The following is a 16,053-nucleotide window of genomic DNA, read 5'->3' on the forward strand; positions in this document are numbered from 1 at the left end:
GCAAGTTGCCTCTCTTGCAACTTGCAATATTGTAAAATGTATTGTTTATCAAATTCTTATTTAGGTAGTGACCCATCTACACCTTTGACATAGTAGTTCATTTTAGACAAATCGATATCCGTCAATGTTTTGCCTTTTGCGACCAGTAGACTGCCATCTTGTTTATAAATCGGTCCTGTAAATGGATGTAATGCCCCAGTACGTAATGAATCACGAACTGCAATGGCTTTGGTTTTCATTGCAGCCGTCGTTTCTGGGCCAAAGTTTTCAATATTTACAGCACTTTGTTTTACGCCATATTTGATCGCCGAAGGCTTCCATGTATTTGCCGCGACTTGTTTCATCACAGGTTCATAGATTTTTTCCCAATGTAGCACTGCCGCTGCAAGGTGTGCTTTTGGTCCAAATTTACTCATATCTGAGTTCCAGCCAAATGCATACACCCCTTTTTGTTGTGCGGCTTGTACTACAGCAGGCGAATCGGTATTTTGCATCAACACATCTGCTTTTTGAGCGATTAATGCCAATGCTGCTTCACGTTCCTTACCCGGGTTAAACCAAGTATTGGCCCAAATTACTTTAGTTTTGACTTTCGGATTTACACTCTGCGCGCCCAAGGTATAAGCATTGATGTTTCGAACAACTTCAGGAATTGGAAATGACGCGACGACACCAATGGTATTGGTTTTGGTCTTTTGCCCCGCAACCACACCAAGCATATACGCCCCTTCATAAGTTCTAAGTTCGTACACACCTAAATTTTTTCCTTGTTTATAACCAGTTGCGTGCATAAAGACTGTTTTAGGAAATTGTTTCGCAACTTTTTCCATCGAGTTCATATAACCAAATGATGTACCGAAAATGACTTTGTTGCCTTGTTGTGCCAAGTTACGGATAACACGCTCTGCATCGGCAGTTTCAGGTACATTTTCGATATACGTTGTTTTATATTTTCCAGCTAAAGCTTTGTCTGCCTTGATACGCCCTTGTTCATGTGAATATGACCATCCATGGTCACTGGTTGGACCCAAATATACAAAAGCGGCCTTTTCCGCTGCATAAGATTGACTCAAACCCAGCATACCAACTGTTGAGAAGACTAAAATCGTTTTGACCAATGTTTTTAATTTAAAACTCATTCTATTTCCCCACAGTGTTTAAAATATATTTGATGCGATACAATTTAAAATGAAGGATATATTTTAAAATTTATTTTGGATGAAATTAAATCCAATCACATTTAAAATATTTTTTTGATTATAAATAGTATTATTTTTTAAAATAAATAATCACATATTTATAATGCAAAGGTCCTCATCACTTATCGATGTTCGCCATGCAATAAATAAGTTGCTTTAACTGTTTGGTCTATTGCTAAGTTTTTGAAGATTCTTTCTAAAAATTAGAACAGGAAAAACTATTATTAAGTAAATACATGTTTCTTATAATGAATTTATAGATATACATCCTAAATATTGCTGAAATCAGCTTTAAGTTGCATTTTTAAAAATTTCAGTGGTATGGAAATTGCTCAAAATCCATTATTTCTTTGATCTGGATTTTGTTATGACTATAGTATGGATAAAAAATCCGCTTGCGGTATTTACTGCCAATGATCAGGACGCTCGCGGTGGTGTGCTGATTTCTCAAGGAAAAATTATTGAGCTGGTTGGGCTAAATGCGCTGCCCCGTCAAGATTATGACGAAATATTTGATGCAAAAGATTTGGTCATGCTCCCAGGCCTGATCAATAGCCATCATCATTTTTACCAAACACTGACACGTGCGTGGGCACCCGTGGTCAATGCACCATTATTTCCATGGCTAAAAACTTTGTACCCCATTTGGGCCAAATTAAACCCAGAACAATTACACTTAGCGACTCAAGTGGCTTTAGCAGAATTATTGCTGTCGGGATGTACCTTTGCTGCGGATCATCATTATTTATTTCCAAATCAACTAAACCGTGCCATCGATGTACAAGTTAATGCAGCACAAGACCTAGGCATACGAGTGATGCTTACTCGTGGTTCCATGAGTTTAGGTGAAGATGCCGGTGGTCTCCCGCCACAGCATACAGTTCAGAACATGGACATCATCTTAAAAGACTCTGAACGTTTAGTATCGAAATATCATCAACGGCAGGAAGACGCCATGGTGAATATTGCCCTTGCGCCTTGCTCGCCTTTCTCAGTGACTCAAGACATCATGCGTGAAAGTGCCAAACTTGCAGTAGCACTGGATGTGCGTTTACACTCGCATTTGGCAGAAACCATAGATGAAGAAAATTTCTGCCTTCAAAACTTCGGCATGCGTACCGTCGATTATTTGGAAAGCGTGGGTTGTCTAAATGAGCGTACTTGGTTGGCACATGGCATTCATTTTAATGCCGATGAAATTCGACGTTTAGGACAAGCCAAAGTAGGCATTTGCCATTGCCCACATTCCAATATGCGCTTGGCTTCTGGTATCTGTCCAACACTCGATTTAACCCAAGCAGGAAGCAAAATTGGTTTAGGCGTAGATGGCTCAGCGTCGGGTGATGCATCAAACCTACTCCTTGAAGCGCGTCAAGCTATGTACTTACAGCGCTTAAAATATGGCGCAGAAAAAATCACACCTGAGCTTGCCTTGAGCTGGGCAACACATGGCTCTGCACAGCTGTTGGGGCGTGAGCAACACTTAGGTCAAATCGCTGAAGGCTTCCAAGCGGATTTTGCATTTTACCGTTTAGATGACATTCGTTTTTCAGGCTCGCATGATCCGATCGCGGCTTTGCTACTCTGTGGTGCAGATCGTGCTGAACATGTCATGGTCAAAGGCGATTGGGTCGTCAAAAATCAAAGCTTGGTTAATGTTGATATCGATGAACTTCAGGCCAAACACCGCGTAGCTGCAAAAGCCTTACTTGCGGCATGATCAAAAAGACCGAAGTATTGGAGTCCTTCGGTCTAAACTTTTAATTTTGGCGATACTTTTAATGCCCAAATATTAGTGCTTATTCAAAAAGCAAAAAATAATCATTAATCGGTACTTAAATTGTCAATAAAAGCCCCATCTCCGTTTGGGATGAGGAGCATGCTCTGTAAGATTGAGCATAAAACAACCTCTCCCTAACCCTCTCCTGAAAGGAGAGGGAATTTAAAACATGAATTTTAAAAGTTCAAAAATGATTTATGCACTAGGTCTATTCCAAAATTTAATTAGGGAATTTTAAGCTGCAGGATGACTGAGTTGATCAATAATACCTTGTGCGGCCAATTCATTTAATTCAGCTTCAGTTCTATATTGGGACAAAATTTCTGTCGTGTGCTGTCCTAACTGTGGTGGTGCGTGACGGTATTCCACTGGTGTATCAGATAATTTCATCGGTGATCCAATCACTTTAAAATCATGATTTAAAGCATGTGGAATATTCACCACCATTTGGCGGTGTTGAATTTGTGGTTCATTTAACGCGTCTTCTACAGAGTTGATTACACCGACTGGCACTTTTACCGCATGAATCGCATCGACCCAAACTTGAGCATCTTGAGTCAGAAAATATGCACTCAATAATGCAATTAATTCATCACGGTGCTTCACTCGATCTTGATTACGTAAATAGTTCGGCTGATCTAGCAGTTCGGTATAACCAATCGCAATACACAAATCTTTAAATTGCTTGTCATTACCACAGGCAATAATAAATTCCTTATCTTTGGCTTTAAAAGTTTGATACGGCACAATATTCGGGTGATTATTTCCCATACGCTTGGGTGCTTTACCCGAGGTCAAATAGTTCATGCCTTGATTGGCTAAAGCCGCCACCTGTACATCGAGTAATGACATATCGATATATTGACCGCGTCCAGTATGTTGCCGTGCCAACAATGCCGCCTGAATGGCAATCGTTGAGTATAATCCGGTCTGAATATCGACCACAGCGACCCCCACTTTTTGTGCGCCGCCACCGATTACATCATCAGATTCGCCAGTAATACTCATCAAGCCAGACATGCCTTGAATAATAAAGTCATAGCCTGGTTCTTCTGCACGTGGTCCATCCTGACCAAAACCTGTAATTGAGCAATATACGATATTTGGATTTAGCGCACTGAGCGATGCATAATCCAAACCATATTTGGCAAGTGAACCTGCTTTGTAGTTTTCAATCACGACATCTGCCGTTTGGGCAATTTCACGGACTAGGGCTTGCCCTTCTTCACTGGCAATATCAATGGCTACAGAATATTTATTGCGGTTCGCACATTGGTAATAGCCTGATTCTTTCGTCGCTTGACCTTGCTGATTAGGCATCCAAGGTGGTCCCCACATGCGGGTATCATCCCCGACTTTAGGACGCTCAATTTTGATTACCTCTGCACCTAAATCAGCCAATATTTGACCGCACCAAGGACCTGCCAAAACACGGCTTAAGTCCAATACACGAATTCCTTTTAATGCACCCATAGTTCACTCCAGATGTGCCATAGGATTTAGCTATGGCACAGATCTTTTTAATTATTTTACTGTTGCAGTTTTTGCAGCCGCTTTTTGCTCTGCATCAGCGACATGTGTATCTAAACTTGCCAGTTTTTCTTTTTCCGCATCTGAAGAAAGTGATGCTTGCTGTGGGTCATATTGACGTTCACGAATGAACAAGCCTGGAATTACACCTGCAATAAAGTACGCAGCACCCATTACAATAAAGGCCATGGTGAATGATCCGCCAGCGGCAATCATACCAATGGTTGCTGGTGCAATGGCTGCGCCTAAACGTCCCATATTGTAAGCACCGCCAATAGCCGTACCGCGTACATCCGTCGAGAAACTTTCTGCCATATAAGTTGCATTTACACCGTATGGAATACCGTATAAGAAACCGAAAGTTACGAGTAAATAGGCAATGTTGGTTGGTGTGTTATAGAAAATGATGATTGGTAAGAACGCTGCCGTGGCTACCGTACCAAACACAAAGGTAATACGACGTCCGAACTTGTCAGCGGCATAGCCGGCTAAAATTTTACCCAAAATCATGGCGGTATAAGCACCTACCATATAGCCTGTCATGGCTTTAAAATTCATGCTGAGTTCAGTTTCTAGATACGTTGGCATCCAGTTGTTGACACCGTAATAACCGAATTGTAGAAATGCAGCGGTCGACATCCAAAGGAAAAACATTTTGCGATGATTGGTGTGTCCAAAAATACGTTTATAAATACTTTCAGAAGGCGCATTTTGATTAACCGCAGCATGTTGCTGTACAGGCTCAAGTTTTAATTCACGGCGTTTTAGCTGCTCAATTTTTGCTTCCTGCCAAGATTTTGGTTCAGGAACAAAACGCATAAAGATCAGGGCAAATGCAGCTGGAATAATGGTGACATAAAATAGCATGCGCCAGCCGTGATCTGGAATAATGGCACCCGCCATCAGCGTTGCAACGATATACCCCACGGTTTGACCCGTTTGCAAAGTCCCAAGTACCGTTGTGCGGTATTTGGTTGGTACATATTCTGCCATCAGCGTATTACACGCCATATAAAGTGAGCCCAGACCAAATGCGCCAATAAAACGTAAAATTAAAAATTGTTCATAGCTTTGGGTAAAGCCTAAAATACAGGTCATGATTGAGAAAAATACTACCGACCAAGCAATAGTTTTCACACGACCGAATTTATCGCACGCCCATCCACCTGAAATACCTCCCAGCGCCATCCCTGCTAAAGAAGAGCTACCAAGCATTCCTGCTTGAAATGTACTTAAACCAAATTCAGCCTTTAAACTGGTCAGGCTGAATGACAGCAACATGATGTCTACACCATCAATCACCAAGGAAATAAAGGCAAAAATAAAGGCCATTTTCCAAGTGTTGCTGGTAATACGATGCATCGTGCCTACATTAGAAGGCAATTTGAGCGTTCCTGCTCCGTTTTGCATTTCGTTATTCATTTCCTTGCTCCTCATTTTCCCAAATGAGTCATCGGCATTCCTATGTCTGCACATTTGCCTTTATTATTCTTTTTATTTCATCACTGCTCAGGCTATTGCACAGAGTTACAAGAGTGTTTCACGATGAATCCTTTATTGATTAAGTTTATTTTTGCATAAAAAGTCTCTAAGGCACTCTATGTAGAGCACCTTATCGATATATAATTCAATTAGTTACCAAAAGCCGCGATGCCTGTTTGCGCACGACCTAAAATCAGTGCATGTACATCATGCGTTCCTTCATAAGTATTGACGACTTCGAGGTTGACCAAATGGCGGGCAACACCAAACTCATCAGAAATGCCGTTTCCGCCCATCATGTCACGAGCTACACGGGCAATATCTAAAGCCTTGCCACAGTTGTTACGTTTAATCAGTGATGTACCTTCTACAGCTGCAATACCTTCGTCTTTCATACGTCCAAAGCGAAGCGCAGCTTGTAAACCTAAGGCAATCTCAGTTTGCATATCCGCCAATTTCTTTTGTATTAACTGATTCGCCGCCAATGGTCGACCGAACTGTTTCCGGTCCATGGTGTATTGGTGCGCTGTGTGCCAGCAGAATTCAGCTGCGCCCATTGCGCCCCAAGCGATACCATAACGTGCACTGTTTAGACAGGTAAATGGACCTTTTAAACCACGTACTTCTGGAAAAGCGTTCTCTTCAGGGACAAAGACATTGTCCATGACAATTTCACCAGTAATCGAGGCACGTAAGCCAACTTTACCGTGAATCGCTGGTGCTGATAGCCCTTCCCAGCCTTTTTCCAAAATAAAACCACGAATGTCACCTACATTGCCTTCAGGCGATACTTCTTTCGCCCAAACCACAAAAACATCGGCAATTGGGCTGTTGGTAATCCACATTTTTGCGCCCGTTAGACGGTAACCACCATCCACTTTTTTGGCACGTGTAATCATGCTCCCAGGGTCAGAGCCATGATCAGGCTCTGTCAGGCCGAAACAGCCAATGTATTCACCCGTTGCCAGTTTTGGCAGGTATTTTTGTTTTTGCTCTTCCGAGCCAAATTCATTAATCGGCACCATCACCAAAGAACTTTGCACGCTGGCCATTGAACGATAGCCAGAATCAACATATTCAATTTCGCGTGCAACTAGTCCATAGCTAACATAGTTTAAACCTGCGCCGCCGTATTGCTCGGGAATGGTTGGGCCAAGTAAGCCCAGTTCACCCATTTCACGGAAAATTGAAGCGTCTGTTTTTTCATGACGAAATTGTTCGAGTACACGTGGTTGCAAACGCTCTTGGCAATAAGCATGTGCAGTATCACGGATCATGCGTTCTTCTTCTGTTAATTGCTGTTCCAAAAGAAATGGGTCTTGCCAGTTAAATCGTACTTTTGCTTTTTTTACATTGACCATTTGATTCATCGCATCCTCTGCTTTTTCAGGTTTTCGTTGTTTTATTTGATGCTATGTGTGAAAAGTGATTCATTCAAACGATTAATTTGCATGTAGATATGCGCTTTTCGCATACCTAAGCATAGCTCACAGCGTGTTAAGCACTTTAGCCACTGATTTGAACTGCGGTTTGCTTTATTTATAGACTATAGTGGTATATGAAAATCATTCTTATATGCCATTTTGTGATACCTATCGATAAAAAGGACTTTATCTATGCGGCGCAATATTCCGTCTTTGCAAAGCTTAATTTGCTTTGAATCTGCTGCGAAACACGCAAGTTATACGCATGCTTCTCAAGAGTTATTTATTACGCAAAGTGCCGTGTCGCGCCAAATTCAACAGCTTGAAGAATATTTAGGTGTCATGCTATTTAGCCGAACACGTCACGGTGTAGATCTCACAGAAGCAGGCAAGCAATATGCAAAAAGTATTAAACCATTTTTGCAAGGCATCGAAAAAAGCACCTCAGATATTATGACGCACAAAGGATTGGGCGGTACTTTAAAGCTGGGCGTTGTGCCAACCTTTGCCACACGTTGGCTGTTGCCAAAATTACATAAATTAAATGCGCAACATCCTGAAATTACCGTGCATTTGGAAACCAGTACTAAACCTTTTTTGTTTAATGAAAATGTCTTTGACGCGGCGATTTTTGCAGGAACTCAGCAGCAAATTGAGCATTGGCCGGGCATTCAAGCGCATTATTTAATGGATGAAGAAGTGGTTCCCGTTTGTTCCCCCCAATTAATAGAAAACAACTTCCCCCATGCGGAAATGACTGATGATCACAGTTTTAATTTAAGCGATGACGAGTTACTTCAATTGCCCTTATTACAGCAAACCACCCGTCCAAGTATTTGGCAAGAATGGTTTCAAGCCCATCAGCTTCAGCATCCAAAACCATTTGATGGTCAGCGACATGAACTATTTTCTATGCTTTCTGTGGCCGCCAGTCATGGCATGGGTATGGCACTCATTCCACAAATGCTGATTGAAGCAGAACTGAGAAAAAAAGAATTGGTCATTGCATCAAATAAAAAACTGCACGGTAGCCGAAAATATTATTTAGTCCATTCGAGCCAAGACAGTTCACCGCAAATACAAAAATTTGTCGATTGGGTGCTACAAGAATTGCATCAGCTAAGTTGAAGTAATCGCTATATTTTGAGTACAGTAAATTCGCTGAATTATTCGTTCAATACATGCAACCGTACGCAATGGACTTATCAATTAAAATATAAGGCTAAATATCTATGCAAAAAATTGTGGTGTTTTCAGGTGCCGGCATGAGCGCAGAAAGCGGCATCAATACCTTCCGTGACAGTGATGGTCTTTGGGAACAGCATCGTATTGAAGATGTTGCTACACCGGAAGCTTGGGCACGCGATCCTGCATTAGTTCAGCGATTTTATAATGAACGCCGTAAACATATTTTAGCCGCAGAGCCAAATGCAGCGCATAAATTAATTGCTGAACTCGATGATTTTTTTGATGTTCAAGTCATTACACAAAATATTGATGATCTACATGAACGTGCAGGCAGTCAAAATGTACTACATCTGCATGGCAATATTCGTTACGCAAAAAGCTCTGACCCTCAGGCCCAATATACGCAGGAATTGTTTCCCATTGAAGGTGCAGATTTAAACTTAGACACCGACAAATGCCCTGAAGGATATCCTTTACGGCCACATGTGGTCTGGTTTGGCGAAGCAGTTCCTGCATACGAAGATGCCATTGTAAGTGTACAAACGGCAGATATTTTTATTGTGATTGGCACGAGTCTGGCTGTCTATCCTGTGGCTGGATTGATTCACGAAATCCCAACAAACTGCCGTGCATTTTATATCGACCCGAAAGCAGACTATCAGCGTGTACCAGAGCAGTATCAATTGATTAAAGCTGGCGCGAGTGAAGGAATGAAAAAATTGTTTTTGCAATTGGTTGCGCCATAAAAGCACATTTTGGCATCAGTTTTGATCAAAAAAATGATATCGCCTGCTTCTGTTGCAGGCTTTTTGCTGTTTATAGCCTATATAACTTTACATAAGGCCAATAAATCACGCCATACACGCGTTTGGCATTCAAATTGCTTAACAGTATTACGTTTTATTAAAAAAGTAATATTGGGGCTTGGTCAGTATGGGTTATGTCGCAAGAGAGCTCAATCCAAAAAGTAAGCTTTTGCTTGGCTTAGGATCATTTTTAATTCCTGTGCTCATTTGGTGTGCAGTGAGTTATTTGCCATTTTTATGGCACCCGCAGGTACAAATTACGCAGTCTGGCAGTGTGCCGTATTTTCAGGTCGATAGCCGTGTCGACAAAGCGGTGTTTTATGCTGAAGCGCAATCTGCGGTCAATGCAGGTGCAGAACCACCGCAAGGTAAACTGGTCAATCCGATCTATCTACCTGCACCGCATGAAGTGGCAAAAGCGCTGGTTACAGCCTTTATTACCCCGCCTGCCCAACCTGATGCCCCATGGTTTCATCAAAGCTTATGGCACAGTATTAAAATTGTGTTCAGCGCTTTTTTTATTGCCTCTCTCATCGGTATTCCGCTCGGCATTCTTTGCGGTTTTTCTCAAAAAATATCACAACTGACCGAACCCTTTGTTGAGTTTTTCCGTTACTTGCCTGCACCTGCTTTTGGTGCCTTGGCCGTTGCGATTTTAGGCATTAATGATGCACCTAAAATTGCCATTATTGTGATTGGTACGCTGTTTCAGCAAATTCTAATTATTGCCAATACCACACGGATGGTTGACCGGGGCCTGATCGAAGCAGGTTTTACGCTGGGTACCAATAAATTGAAAAGCTTATTTCATGTGGTGATTCCAGCGGCACTGCCCGACATTTACCGTGACTTACGTGTATTGCTGGGTTGGGCTTGGACTTATCTAATCGTATCTGAACTGATTGGCACGACCTCTGGGATTACTTGGTTTATAACCCAACAAGCACGTTACCAAAACTTTGACAATGTCTATGCCGCGATCCTCATCATTGGTGTGATTGGTTTGGTGTGCGATGTGGTGCTGATGAAACTCGGTCAACGTCTATTTAAATGGAAAGCAGGAGCAAAATAATGAACAGCACAGAATTTAATGCCAGCACTTATTTCGATGCAATTTATGCACGCCCTGTCATTTTAGAAGCAAAAAAACTCACACAAAGTTTTAAGCACGGCAAAACTGAACGCACTATTTTAAATCAGTTGGACTTAAAGATTCATAAACGTGAATTTATCTGCGTGATTGGCCCATCGGGTTGCGGTAAATCGACCTTTAGCCGAATTGTGGCTGGGCTTGATCCTTACAGTAGCGGTGAATTGCTGGTCGATGGCCAAGCCATTGAAGGCCCAAGCCCTGAGCGTGGCATGGTGTTTCAAGGCTACACGCTTTTTCCATGGAAAACGGTCAAAGAAAATGTGATGTTCGGCCCTTTAATGAAAGGTGCCAGCAATGCTTCGGCTGAATCCAGCGCCCGCGAATGGATTGATATTATTGGTTTAGAAAAATACCAAGATCAGTACCCGCATCAGCTGTCTGGCGGGATGAAACAGCGCGTTGCTATTGCCCGCGCATTGGTCAATGAACCAAAAATATTATTGATGGATGAGCCGTTTGGCGCGCTTGACCCGCATACCCGTCAAAAAATGCAAAAACATTTAATGGATCTTTGGCAAAACATTGATATCACCATTATTTTTGTGACACACGATATGGATGAAGCCATTTTATTGGCGGATCGTATTGTAGCGCTCAAAGCCAATCCTGGTGAAATTAAAGAAATTATTGAGGTCGATTTACCCCGTCCTCGTAATCCTGAACTCATGCTGAGTCCTGAATTTAAACAACTGCGCGAACGGGTAGATTTCTTGGTGCATGCACAGGAAGACGAGCTCGACCCTGCGTTAGAGAACTTACCAAAAATTCCGCGTATGACCCAAGTCAGTACGCAAAAATAACTGGATTAATCCCTCTTCATCTTTAGGACGGCCTAAATGATGTACTACAGCGTTGGACGGCCAACATTATAGGAATTGAAGATGAATGAATCTTATGTTTTGCCACTTGTTGATATATCGAAAATGCAAAGCACGGAATTGTCAGAACGCTTAGAAGTAGCCTCTGCGTTGGATCAAGCCTGTAAAGATGTTGGTTTTCTATATTTAAAAGGTGATCAGTTCAATTTTGATTTTGCGACATCACTGATTCAGGTGGCAAAGCGCTATTTCCAACAAGATACTGCCAGTAAAATGCAACACTATATTGGGCTGTCGAAAAATCACAGTGGCTATGTGCCAATTGGTGAAGAACAGTTTGCAGGCAACAGCTATGACTTAAAAGAAGCCTATGACATCAATTATGATTACCACGGCGAAACGACGGCATTTCCCTTGCTGGGCCCTACGTTATGGCCAGATGATGCCACATTTAAAAGTACGGTCAGTGATTATTACCACCATTTACGCAGTATCAGCGAACAAATTTTTCAGGCCTTTGCTTTAGCATTGAATGTAGATGAGCATTTTTTTGATTGCAAAATTACCCATCCGACCAGCCAACTGCGTCTAATCCATTATCCCTATAACCCTGAAGTGAAAGATGCCGAAGGTATTGGCGCGCATACAGATTATGAGTGCTTTACACTGCTCTTACCGACTGCACCAGGTTTGCAGGTACTAAATAAACAAGGTGAATGGATGGATATTCCATTGATTGAAAATACCTTGGTGATGAATATTGGCGACATGATGGAAATTTTGTCGAATGGCAAATATTTGGCCACCAAACACCGTGTTAAAAAAGTCTCTGAAGAACGCTACTCTTTCCCCTTATTCTGCGCCTGCAATTACGACACGATCATTGAGCCAGTACATTCAACTGAAGCGCCTAAATATCAGCCCTTAATTGGTGGTGAACATTTATTTAATCAAACCGCGCAAACCTTTAGTTATCTCAAAAAACGTATCGCTTCAGGAGAGCTGAGTCTAAGAAATGCTGTGCCTTTGTCATCATTTGGTATGGATGAAAATACAGAAGTACAAGGAGCAAACGCATGAATCTATTTCAGGCTTTAGCACAGCTTCCAGCCAGCCAAGAGGTTTCAGGTCCTATTCCAGACTATTTATATGGTGCTTTTCGCCGTAAAAGCATTAGTTTTTCGAATGGATTAACGGATGAAAAAACCATTGTGTATTGGTTTCAGTCACGTAGTTTCACCATCGATCTACGTTTAAAATGCCAAGAAAATACGCCAGTGAATGAACGTCAAGGCTGGGTTGGCAACACTCTTTGGGATGCTGAACAGCAATTATTGTCTTGGGATGTTGAAGCACACTCAAATTATCAAAATCATGTGCAATGGCCAGAACCCGCCAAACTGCATGCGATTGGTAACTGCATTTTAGAATTTTCTCCAAGCAATGCGTATGTCGAAGACTGGCGTCAGCAAGTTCATGAAGGGCTATTTTTAGGCCTGCGGTTGATGTCAGCCCTCGATGTAGAAAGTCATCAACTATTACAGATAGATGGCGGTTTAATTATTTGTGATAAGCATGTGGCCTTTGCAATGAGTCGTTTACCCGTAGATCAGCAAACAATTGCCAGCATCAACATATCATCTGCACCAGCTGGGTATGAAACGTTGATTGAAAGCTTTGAAGTATCCATCGCTGTAGATGGTCTGCATAAGTACTATACAACGACTTCATCTCAGCAAGATCAAGCACTTAACTTTGATCATTTCGAAATTATTGATGAAACACATTTAATGCAAAACCTAATTATTAACGGTCAAGCAGTACAGCTGATGTTCGAGGTGGATATTTATGTTCCACATTATGCATTTCAGCATCGCACTGATACCACGACAGAAAGTGCAGATTGGTTGCGAAATGAAAAACAGCACCTCTTGCACCATGCCGTAGAATGCCTATAGGAAATCAATGTCGTTTATATATTTGCTCATTGCAATCATTGCCGAAGTGATTGCTACATCCGCCTTAAAAGCAAGCAATGGCTTTACTGAACTTGTGCCGATTATTTTTACCGTATTGGGCTATGCCATTGCGCTCTTCTTTTTAGGTCTGACCTTTAAATCGATTCCTATGGGATTGGCCTACGCCATGTGGTCCGCTGCAGGCATTGTGCTTATTTCATGTGTGGGCTGGATTGTGTTTAAACAAAATTTAGACCTGCCTGCCATGATTGGTTTGGGCTTTATTTTATTGGGCATTGTGATTATCAATGTTTTTTCTAAAAGCACAGAGCTTTGACTCAGCCTGTTATCAACAGCCTTACGCTTACAGCTCAATATTTCAAAATGATGCAATGGGTTTTAAAAACAGCACATTGCATCTATATCATCTTATCTCTGTACAAAATATCACTGATCACGCCATTTAACTCAGCCGATTTCTAAACAGCCAAGCCGCCAGCGGCAAAGTCAGTACAGCTAAAACTGCCATAGGGACAAAATTCCATTTCACTTGTGAAATCGTCGCGCCTTCCAAATACACGCGCTGAATCAGATCTAAGCCAAATCTTAAAGGATTGGCATTGGTCAACATTTCTAAAAGATGCGGCATGTTCTGTACAGGAGTCAGCAAACCCGACAGCAGCATCATGGGCATAATCAAGAAAAAGGTATATAGCATTGCCTGCTGCATATTTAAAGATACTGCAGATATCGACAGTCCAACGCCGACAACTGCAATATTGAAACACAATAAGCCAAAATACAGTAAAGCTAATGAACCGTTCATTGGGATCTGGAACCAAAACATGATGATTAATAGAATGATGGTCGACTGCATCAATCCAACAAAGATCGGCGGTAATGCCTTGCCAATCATAATGTGCAATGGCGTATACGGCGTAACCAAAAGCTGGTCAAATGTACCCTGTTCTCGCTCACGTGCCACGGATAAAGCAGACAGCAGTAAAGTTTGCATCATGCTTAAGGCAGCAATTAATGATGGCATTAAGCCCCAGCGCGACTCGGCATTGGGGTTATACCAAACACGTGTTTGAATATTGACGCTGGAAACAGCGCCAGTCCGCTCTTGATTGACTTGCGCCACCACACTGTTGATATATGAACCCGCCATACTGGCCGTTGAAGAGTTGCGTCCATCTAAAATAACCTGAATGGCTGAGCTTTGCCCTTGATTCAGCTTATCTTCAAAATCGCTAGGAATGGTGATAACAGCCAAAGCCTGCCGGTCATCAATGACTTGCTGAATCTGACTATTATTTTGCAAAGTCGCTGTACGTTTGAAGATGCCCGAACCATCCAAATGCTGCAGCAATTGCGCCGATGCCTGACCGTGACTTTGATCTAATACCGCATATTCCACATGATTGACATCGTAGCTGGCAGCATAGCCAAACAGTAAAGCCTGAATCAGTGCTGGCGCAAATAAAATGGTTCGATTGGCTGGATCACTGAAAATGGTTAAAAATTCTTTTTTAACCAGAACCATCAAGTAATTCAGCCATGCAAAAATAGATGTCATTTTGAATCACCTCAAGCGCTTTTTCAGTGAAATGCAGGATGCTGCTGTCAGAACTGCAATATAAATCATCAAAATACTGCATTCTTTAAACCAAAGCCGCCAGTCATCTCCGCCTAAAAACAGTGTTTTAATTAAAGTCATAAAATGTGTAGCCGGCAGTATTTGACTGATGATTTGCACAGCAAACGGAAGATTTCGGGTATCAAAGACAAAACCAGAAAGCATCATGGCAGGCATAAAACTGGCCAATAAAGCCATCTGACTGGCCTGAAACTGGCTTTGCGAAAAACCTGAAATGGTTAAACCCAGCAGTAAAGACACCAGTAAATATAGAAATGAAGCGCTAACGATGGACAGTAAAGAACCGCGGATGGGCACATCAAAAATCAGCGAGGCAGCCAAAAGGCACGCTGCAATATCAATAACACCAATAATGATATAGGGCGTGAGTTTGGCCAAGACCATTTCTAGAGGCCGAACTGGGGTAACAAATAATGCTTCCAACGTACCCCGCTCACGTTCACGCGCGATTAAAAGCCCTGTCAAAAATGCGCCAACTAAAGTCAAAATCAGTACAATTAAGCCTGGTACTAGAAACCAAGTACTATTTGCAGACTCATTAAACCAAATACGCTGTTCAACATTGATGGTTCCGACTGTACTGACAGCATTGCTGCGGTCTGCCTGAATAGCTTGCGCCGAGGCAAATGCGCCAGCAATATAACCCTGCAAAGCAGAAGCGATGCTGGTAGAGCGCCCATTGCTAATAATTTGGATATCTGCAGAGCCATTTTCACGCTGCGCAGCAAAATCTGACGGCACATTGACAATGGCATCAATCTCAGCGCGTCCCATGGCGTCTTGCGCATCATGAAAATTGTTGAAAGGCGTTACCGATAAATATTGACTGCCGTTTAAACCTGAAATCAGCTGATCACTTTGCGGCGTGCTGTTTTGTACCACAACGCCTACCCGGCCATTGCTTAAATCGAAAGATAAGCCATATCCAAACAGTAAAATCAAAATGATCGGCAAGATCAAACCAATTGCCAGACTGCTTTTATCACGCAGCAGCTGATTGCTTTCTTTACCAATTAAAGCTTTTAAACGGCGAAAAAAAGTATTAATACTCATGC

At 42.1% G+C, this 16,053-nt stretch carries 14 protein-coding genes; 8 read left to right on the top strand and 6 right to left on the bottom strand.

The window, feature by feature from the left end:
* Positions 1-56: 56 nt before the first annotated feature.
* Positions 57-1,082 (bottom strand): BMP family ABC transporter substrate-binding protein, encoded by a 1,026-nt coding sequence (locus B1202_RS12275; protein WP_257224742.1) that lies wholly within the window; start codon positions 1,080-1,082, stop codon positions 57-59.
* Positions 1,083-1,566: 484 nt separating this feature from the next.
* Between B1202_RS12275 and B1202_RS12280 the strand changes: the two genes are divergently transcribed.
* Entirely contained in the window at positions 1,567-2,919 is a 1,353-nt protein-coding gene (locus B1202_RS12280) for an 8-oxoguanine deaminase (protein ID WP_078190898.1), read from the top strand.
* A 294-nt stretch (positions 2,920-3,213) separates the two neighbouring features.
* Here B1202_RS12280 and B1202_RS12285 read toward each other — a convergent pair whose 3' ends face one another.
* The 3 genes from B1202_RS12285 to B1202_RS12295 all read right to left on the bottom strand — a co-directional run bounded on the left by B1202_RS12285 (position 3,214) and on the right by B1202_RS12295 (position 7,361).
* Positions 3,214-4,452: a CaiB/BaiF CoA transferase family protein gene (locus B1202_RS12285; protein WP_078190899.1), complete on the bottom strand. Its 1,239-nt coding sequence runs from the start codon at positions 4,450-4,452 to the stop codon at positions 3,214-3,216.
* Between the two features lie 51 nt (positions 4,453-4,503).
* Positions 4,504-5,931: an MFS transporter gene (locus tag B1202_RS12290; protein WP_078190900.1), complete on the bottom strand. Its 1,428-nt coding sequence runs from the start codon at positions 5,929-5,931 to the stop codon at positions 4,504-4,506.
* Positions 5,932-6,140: 209 nt separating this feature from the next.
* A complete protein-coding gene (locus B1202_RS12295) occupies positions 6,141-7,361 on the bottom strand; it encodes an acyl-CoA dehydrogenase (RefSeq protein ID WP_078190901.1) in 1,221 nt (406 codons plus the stop codon).
* Between the two features lie 246 nt (positions 7,362-7,607).
* Between B1202_RS12295 and B1202_RS12300 the strand changes: the two genes are divergently transcribed.
* The 7 genes from B1202_RS12300 (at position 7,608) to B1202_RS12330 (ending at position 13,675) form a co-directional block, all read left to right on the top strand.
* A complete protein-coding gene (locus B1202_RS12300; RefSeq protein WP_078190902.1) occupies positions 7,608-8,543 on the top strand; it encodes a LysR substrate-binding domain-containing protein in 936 nt (311 codons plus the stop codon).
* A gap of 104 nt (positions 8,544-8,647) precedes the next feature.
* Positions 8,648-9,349 (top strand): SIR2 family NAD-dependent protein deacylase, encoded by a 702-nt coding sequence (locus B1202_RS12305; protein WP_078190903.1) that lies wholly within the window; start codon positions 8,648-8,650, stop codon positions 9,347-9,349.
* A 187-nt stretch (positions 9,350-9,536) separates the two neighbouring features.
* Complete coding sequence (locus B1202_RS12310; RefSeq protein ID WP_078190904.1) at positions 9,537-10,481, top strand: ABC transporter permease; 945 nt, start codon at positions 9,537-9,539, stop codon at positions 10,479-10,481.
* Complete coding sequence (locus B1202_RS12315; RefSeq protein ID WP_078190905.1) at positions 10,481-11,362, top strand: ABC transporter ATP-binding protein; 882 nt, start codon at positions 10,481-10,483, stop codon at positions 11,360-11,362. Before B1202_RS12310 ends, B1202_RS12315 begins: the two co-directional genes overlap by 1 nt.
* A gap of 81 nt (positions 11,363-11,443) precedes the next feature.
* Positions 11,444-12,460, top strand: a complete 1,017-nt coding sequence (locus B1202_RS12320) for an isopenicillin N synthase family dioxygenase (protein WP_078190906.1) — start codon at positions 11,444-11,446, stop codon at positions 12,458-12,460.
* Positions 12,457-13,338 (top strand): hypothetical protein, encoded by an 882-nt coding sequence (locus tag B1202_RS12325; protein ID WP_078190907.1) that lies wholly within the window; start codon positions 12,457-12,459, stop codon positions 13,336-13,338. Before B1202_RS12320 ends, B1202_RS12325 begins: the two co-directional genes overlap by 4 nt.
* A gap of 7 nt (positions 13,339-13,345) precedes the next feature.
* Positions 13,346-13,675 (top strand): DMT family transporter, encoded by a 330-nt coding sequence (locus tag B1202_RS12330; protein ID WP_078190908.1) that lies wholly within the window; start codon positions 13,346-13,348, stop codon positions 13,673-13,675.
* A 126-nt stretch (positions 13,676-13,801) separates the two neighbouring features.
* On the opposite strand, the gene B1202_RS12335 is transcribed toward B1202_RS12330, so the two are convergent.
* Positions 13,802-14,917 carry an ABC transporter permease gene (locus B1202_RS12335; RefSeq protein ID WP_078190909.1) on the bottom strand — a complete coding sequence of 372 codons (1,116 nt, stop codon included), beginning with the start codon at positions 14,915-14,917 and terminating at the stop codon, positions 13,802-13,804.
* A gap of 6 nt (positions 14,918-14,923) precedes the next feature.
* Positions 14,924-16,051, bottom strand: a complete 1,128-nt coding sequence (locus tag B1202_RS12340; RefSeq protein WP_078190910.1) for an ABC transporter permease — start codon at positions 16,049-16,051, stop codon at positions 14,924-14,926.
* Positions 16,052-16,053: the final 2 nt, after the last annotated feature.

Source organism: Acinetobacter amyesii (assembly GCF_002018365.1).
Taxonomy (GTDB): domain Bacteria; phylum Pseudomonadota; class Gammaproteobacteria; order Pseudomonadales; family Moraxellaceae; genus Acinetobacter; species Acinetobacter amyesii.

Bases quoted from the DNA above. Each gene is read 5' to 3' on its own strand.
- B1202_RS12310 (WP_078190904.1), top strand. From the start codon at position 9,537: ATGGGTTATGTCGCAAGAGAGCTCAATCCAAAAAGTAAGCTTTTGCTT.
- B1202_RS12285 (WP_078190899.1), bottom strand. From the start codon at position 4,452: ATGGGTGCATTAAAAGGAATTCGTGTATTGGACTTAAGCCGTGTTTTG.
- B1202_RS12320 (WP_078190906.1), top strand. From the start codon at position 11,444: ATGAATGAATCTTATGTTTTGCCACTTGTTGATATATCGAAAATGCAA.
- B1202_RS12330 (WP_078190908.1), top strand. From the start codon at position 13,346: ATGTCGTTTATATATTTGCTCATTGCAATCATTGCCGAAGTGATTGCT.
- B1202_RS12295 (WP_078190901.1), bottom strand. From the start codon at position 7,361: ATGAATCAAATGGTCAATGTAAAAAAAGCAAAAGTACGATTTAACTGG.
- B1202_RS12315 (WP_078190905.1), top strand. From the start codon at position 10,481: ATGAACAGCACAGAATTTAATGCCAGCACTTATTTCGATGCAATTTAT.
- B1202_RS12280 (WP_078190898.1), top strand. From the start codon at position 1,567: ATGACTATAGTATGGATAAAAAATCCGCTTGCGGTATTTACTGCCAAT.
- B1202_RS12340 (WP_078190910.1), bottom strand. From the start codon at position 16,051: ATGAGTATTAATACTTTTTTTCGCCGTTTAAAAGCTTTAATTGGTAAA.
- B1202_RS12275 (WP_257224742.1), bottom strand. From the start codon at position 1,082: ATGCTGGGTTTGAGTCAATCTTATGCAGCGGAAAAGGCCGCTTTTGTA.
- B1202_RS12290 (WP_078190900.1), bottom strand. From the start codon at position 5,931: ATGAATAACGAAATGCAAAACGGAGCAGGAACGCTCAAATTGCCTTCT.
- B1202_RS12300 (WP_078190902.1), top strand. From the start codon at position 7,608: ATGCGGCGCAATATTCCGTCTTTGCAAAGCTTAATTTGCTTTGAATCT.
- B1202_RS12305 (WP_078190903.1), top strand. From the start codon at position 8,648: ATGCAAAAAATTGTGGTGTTTTCAGGTGCCGGCATGAGCGCAGAAAGC.
- B1202_RS12325 (WP_078190907.1), top strand. From the start codon at position 12,457: ATGAATCTATTTCAGGCTTTAGCACAGCTTCCAGCCAGCCAAGAGGTT.
- B1202_RS12335 (WP_078190909.1), bottom strand. From the start codon at position 14,917: ATGACATCTATTTTTGCATGGCTGAATTACTTGATGGTTCTGGTTAAA.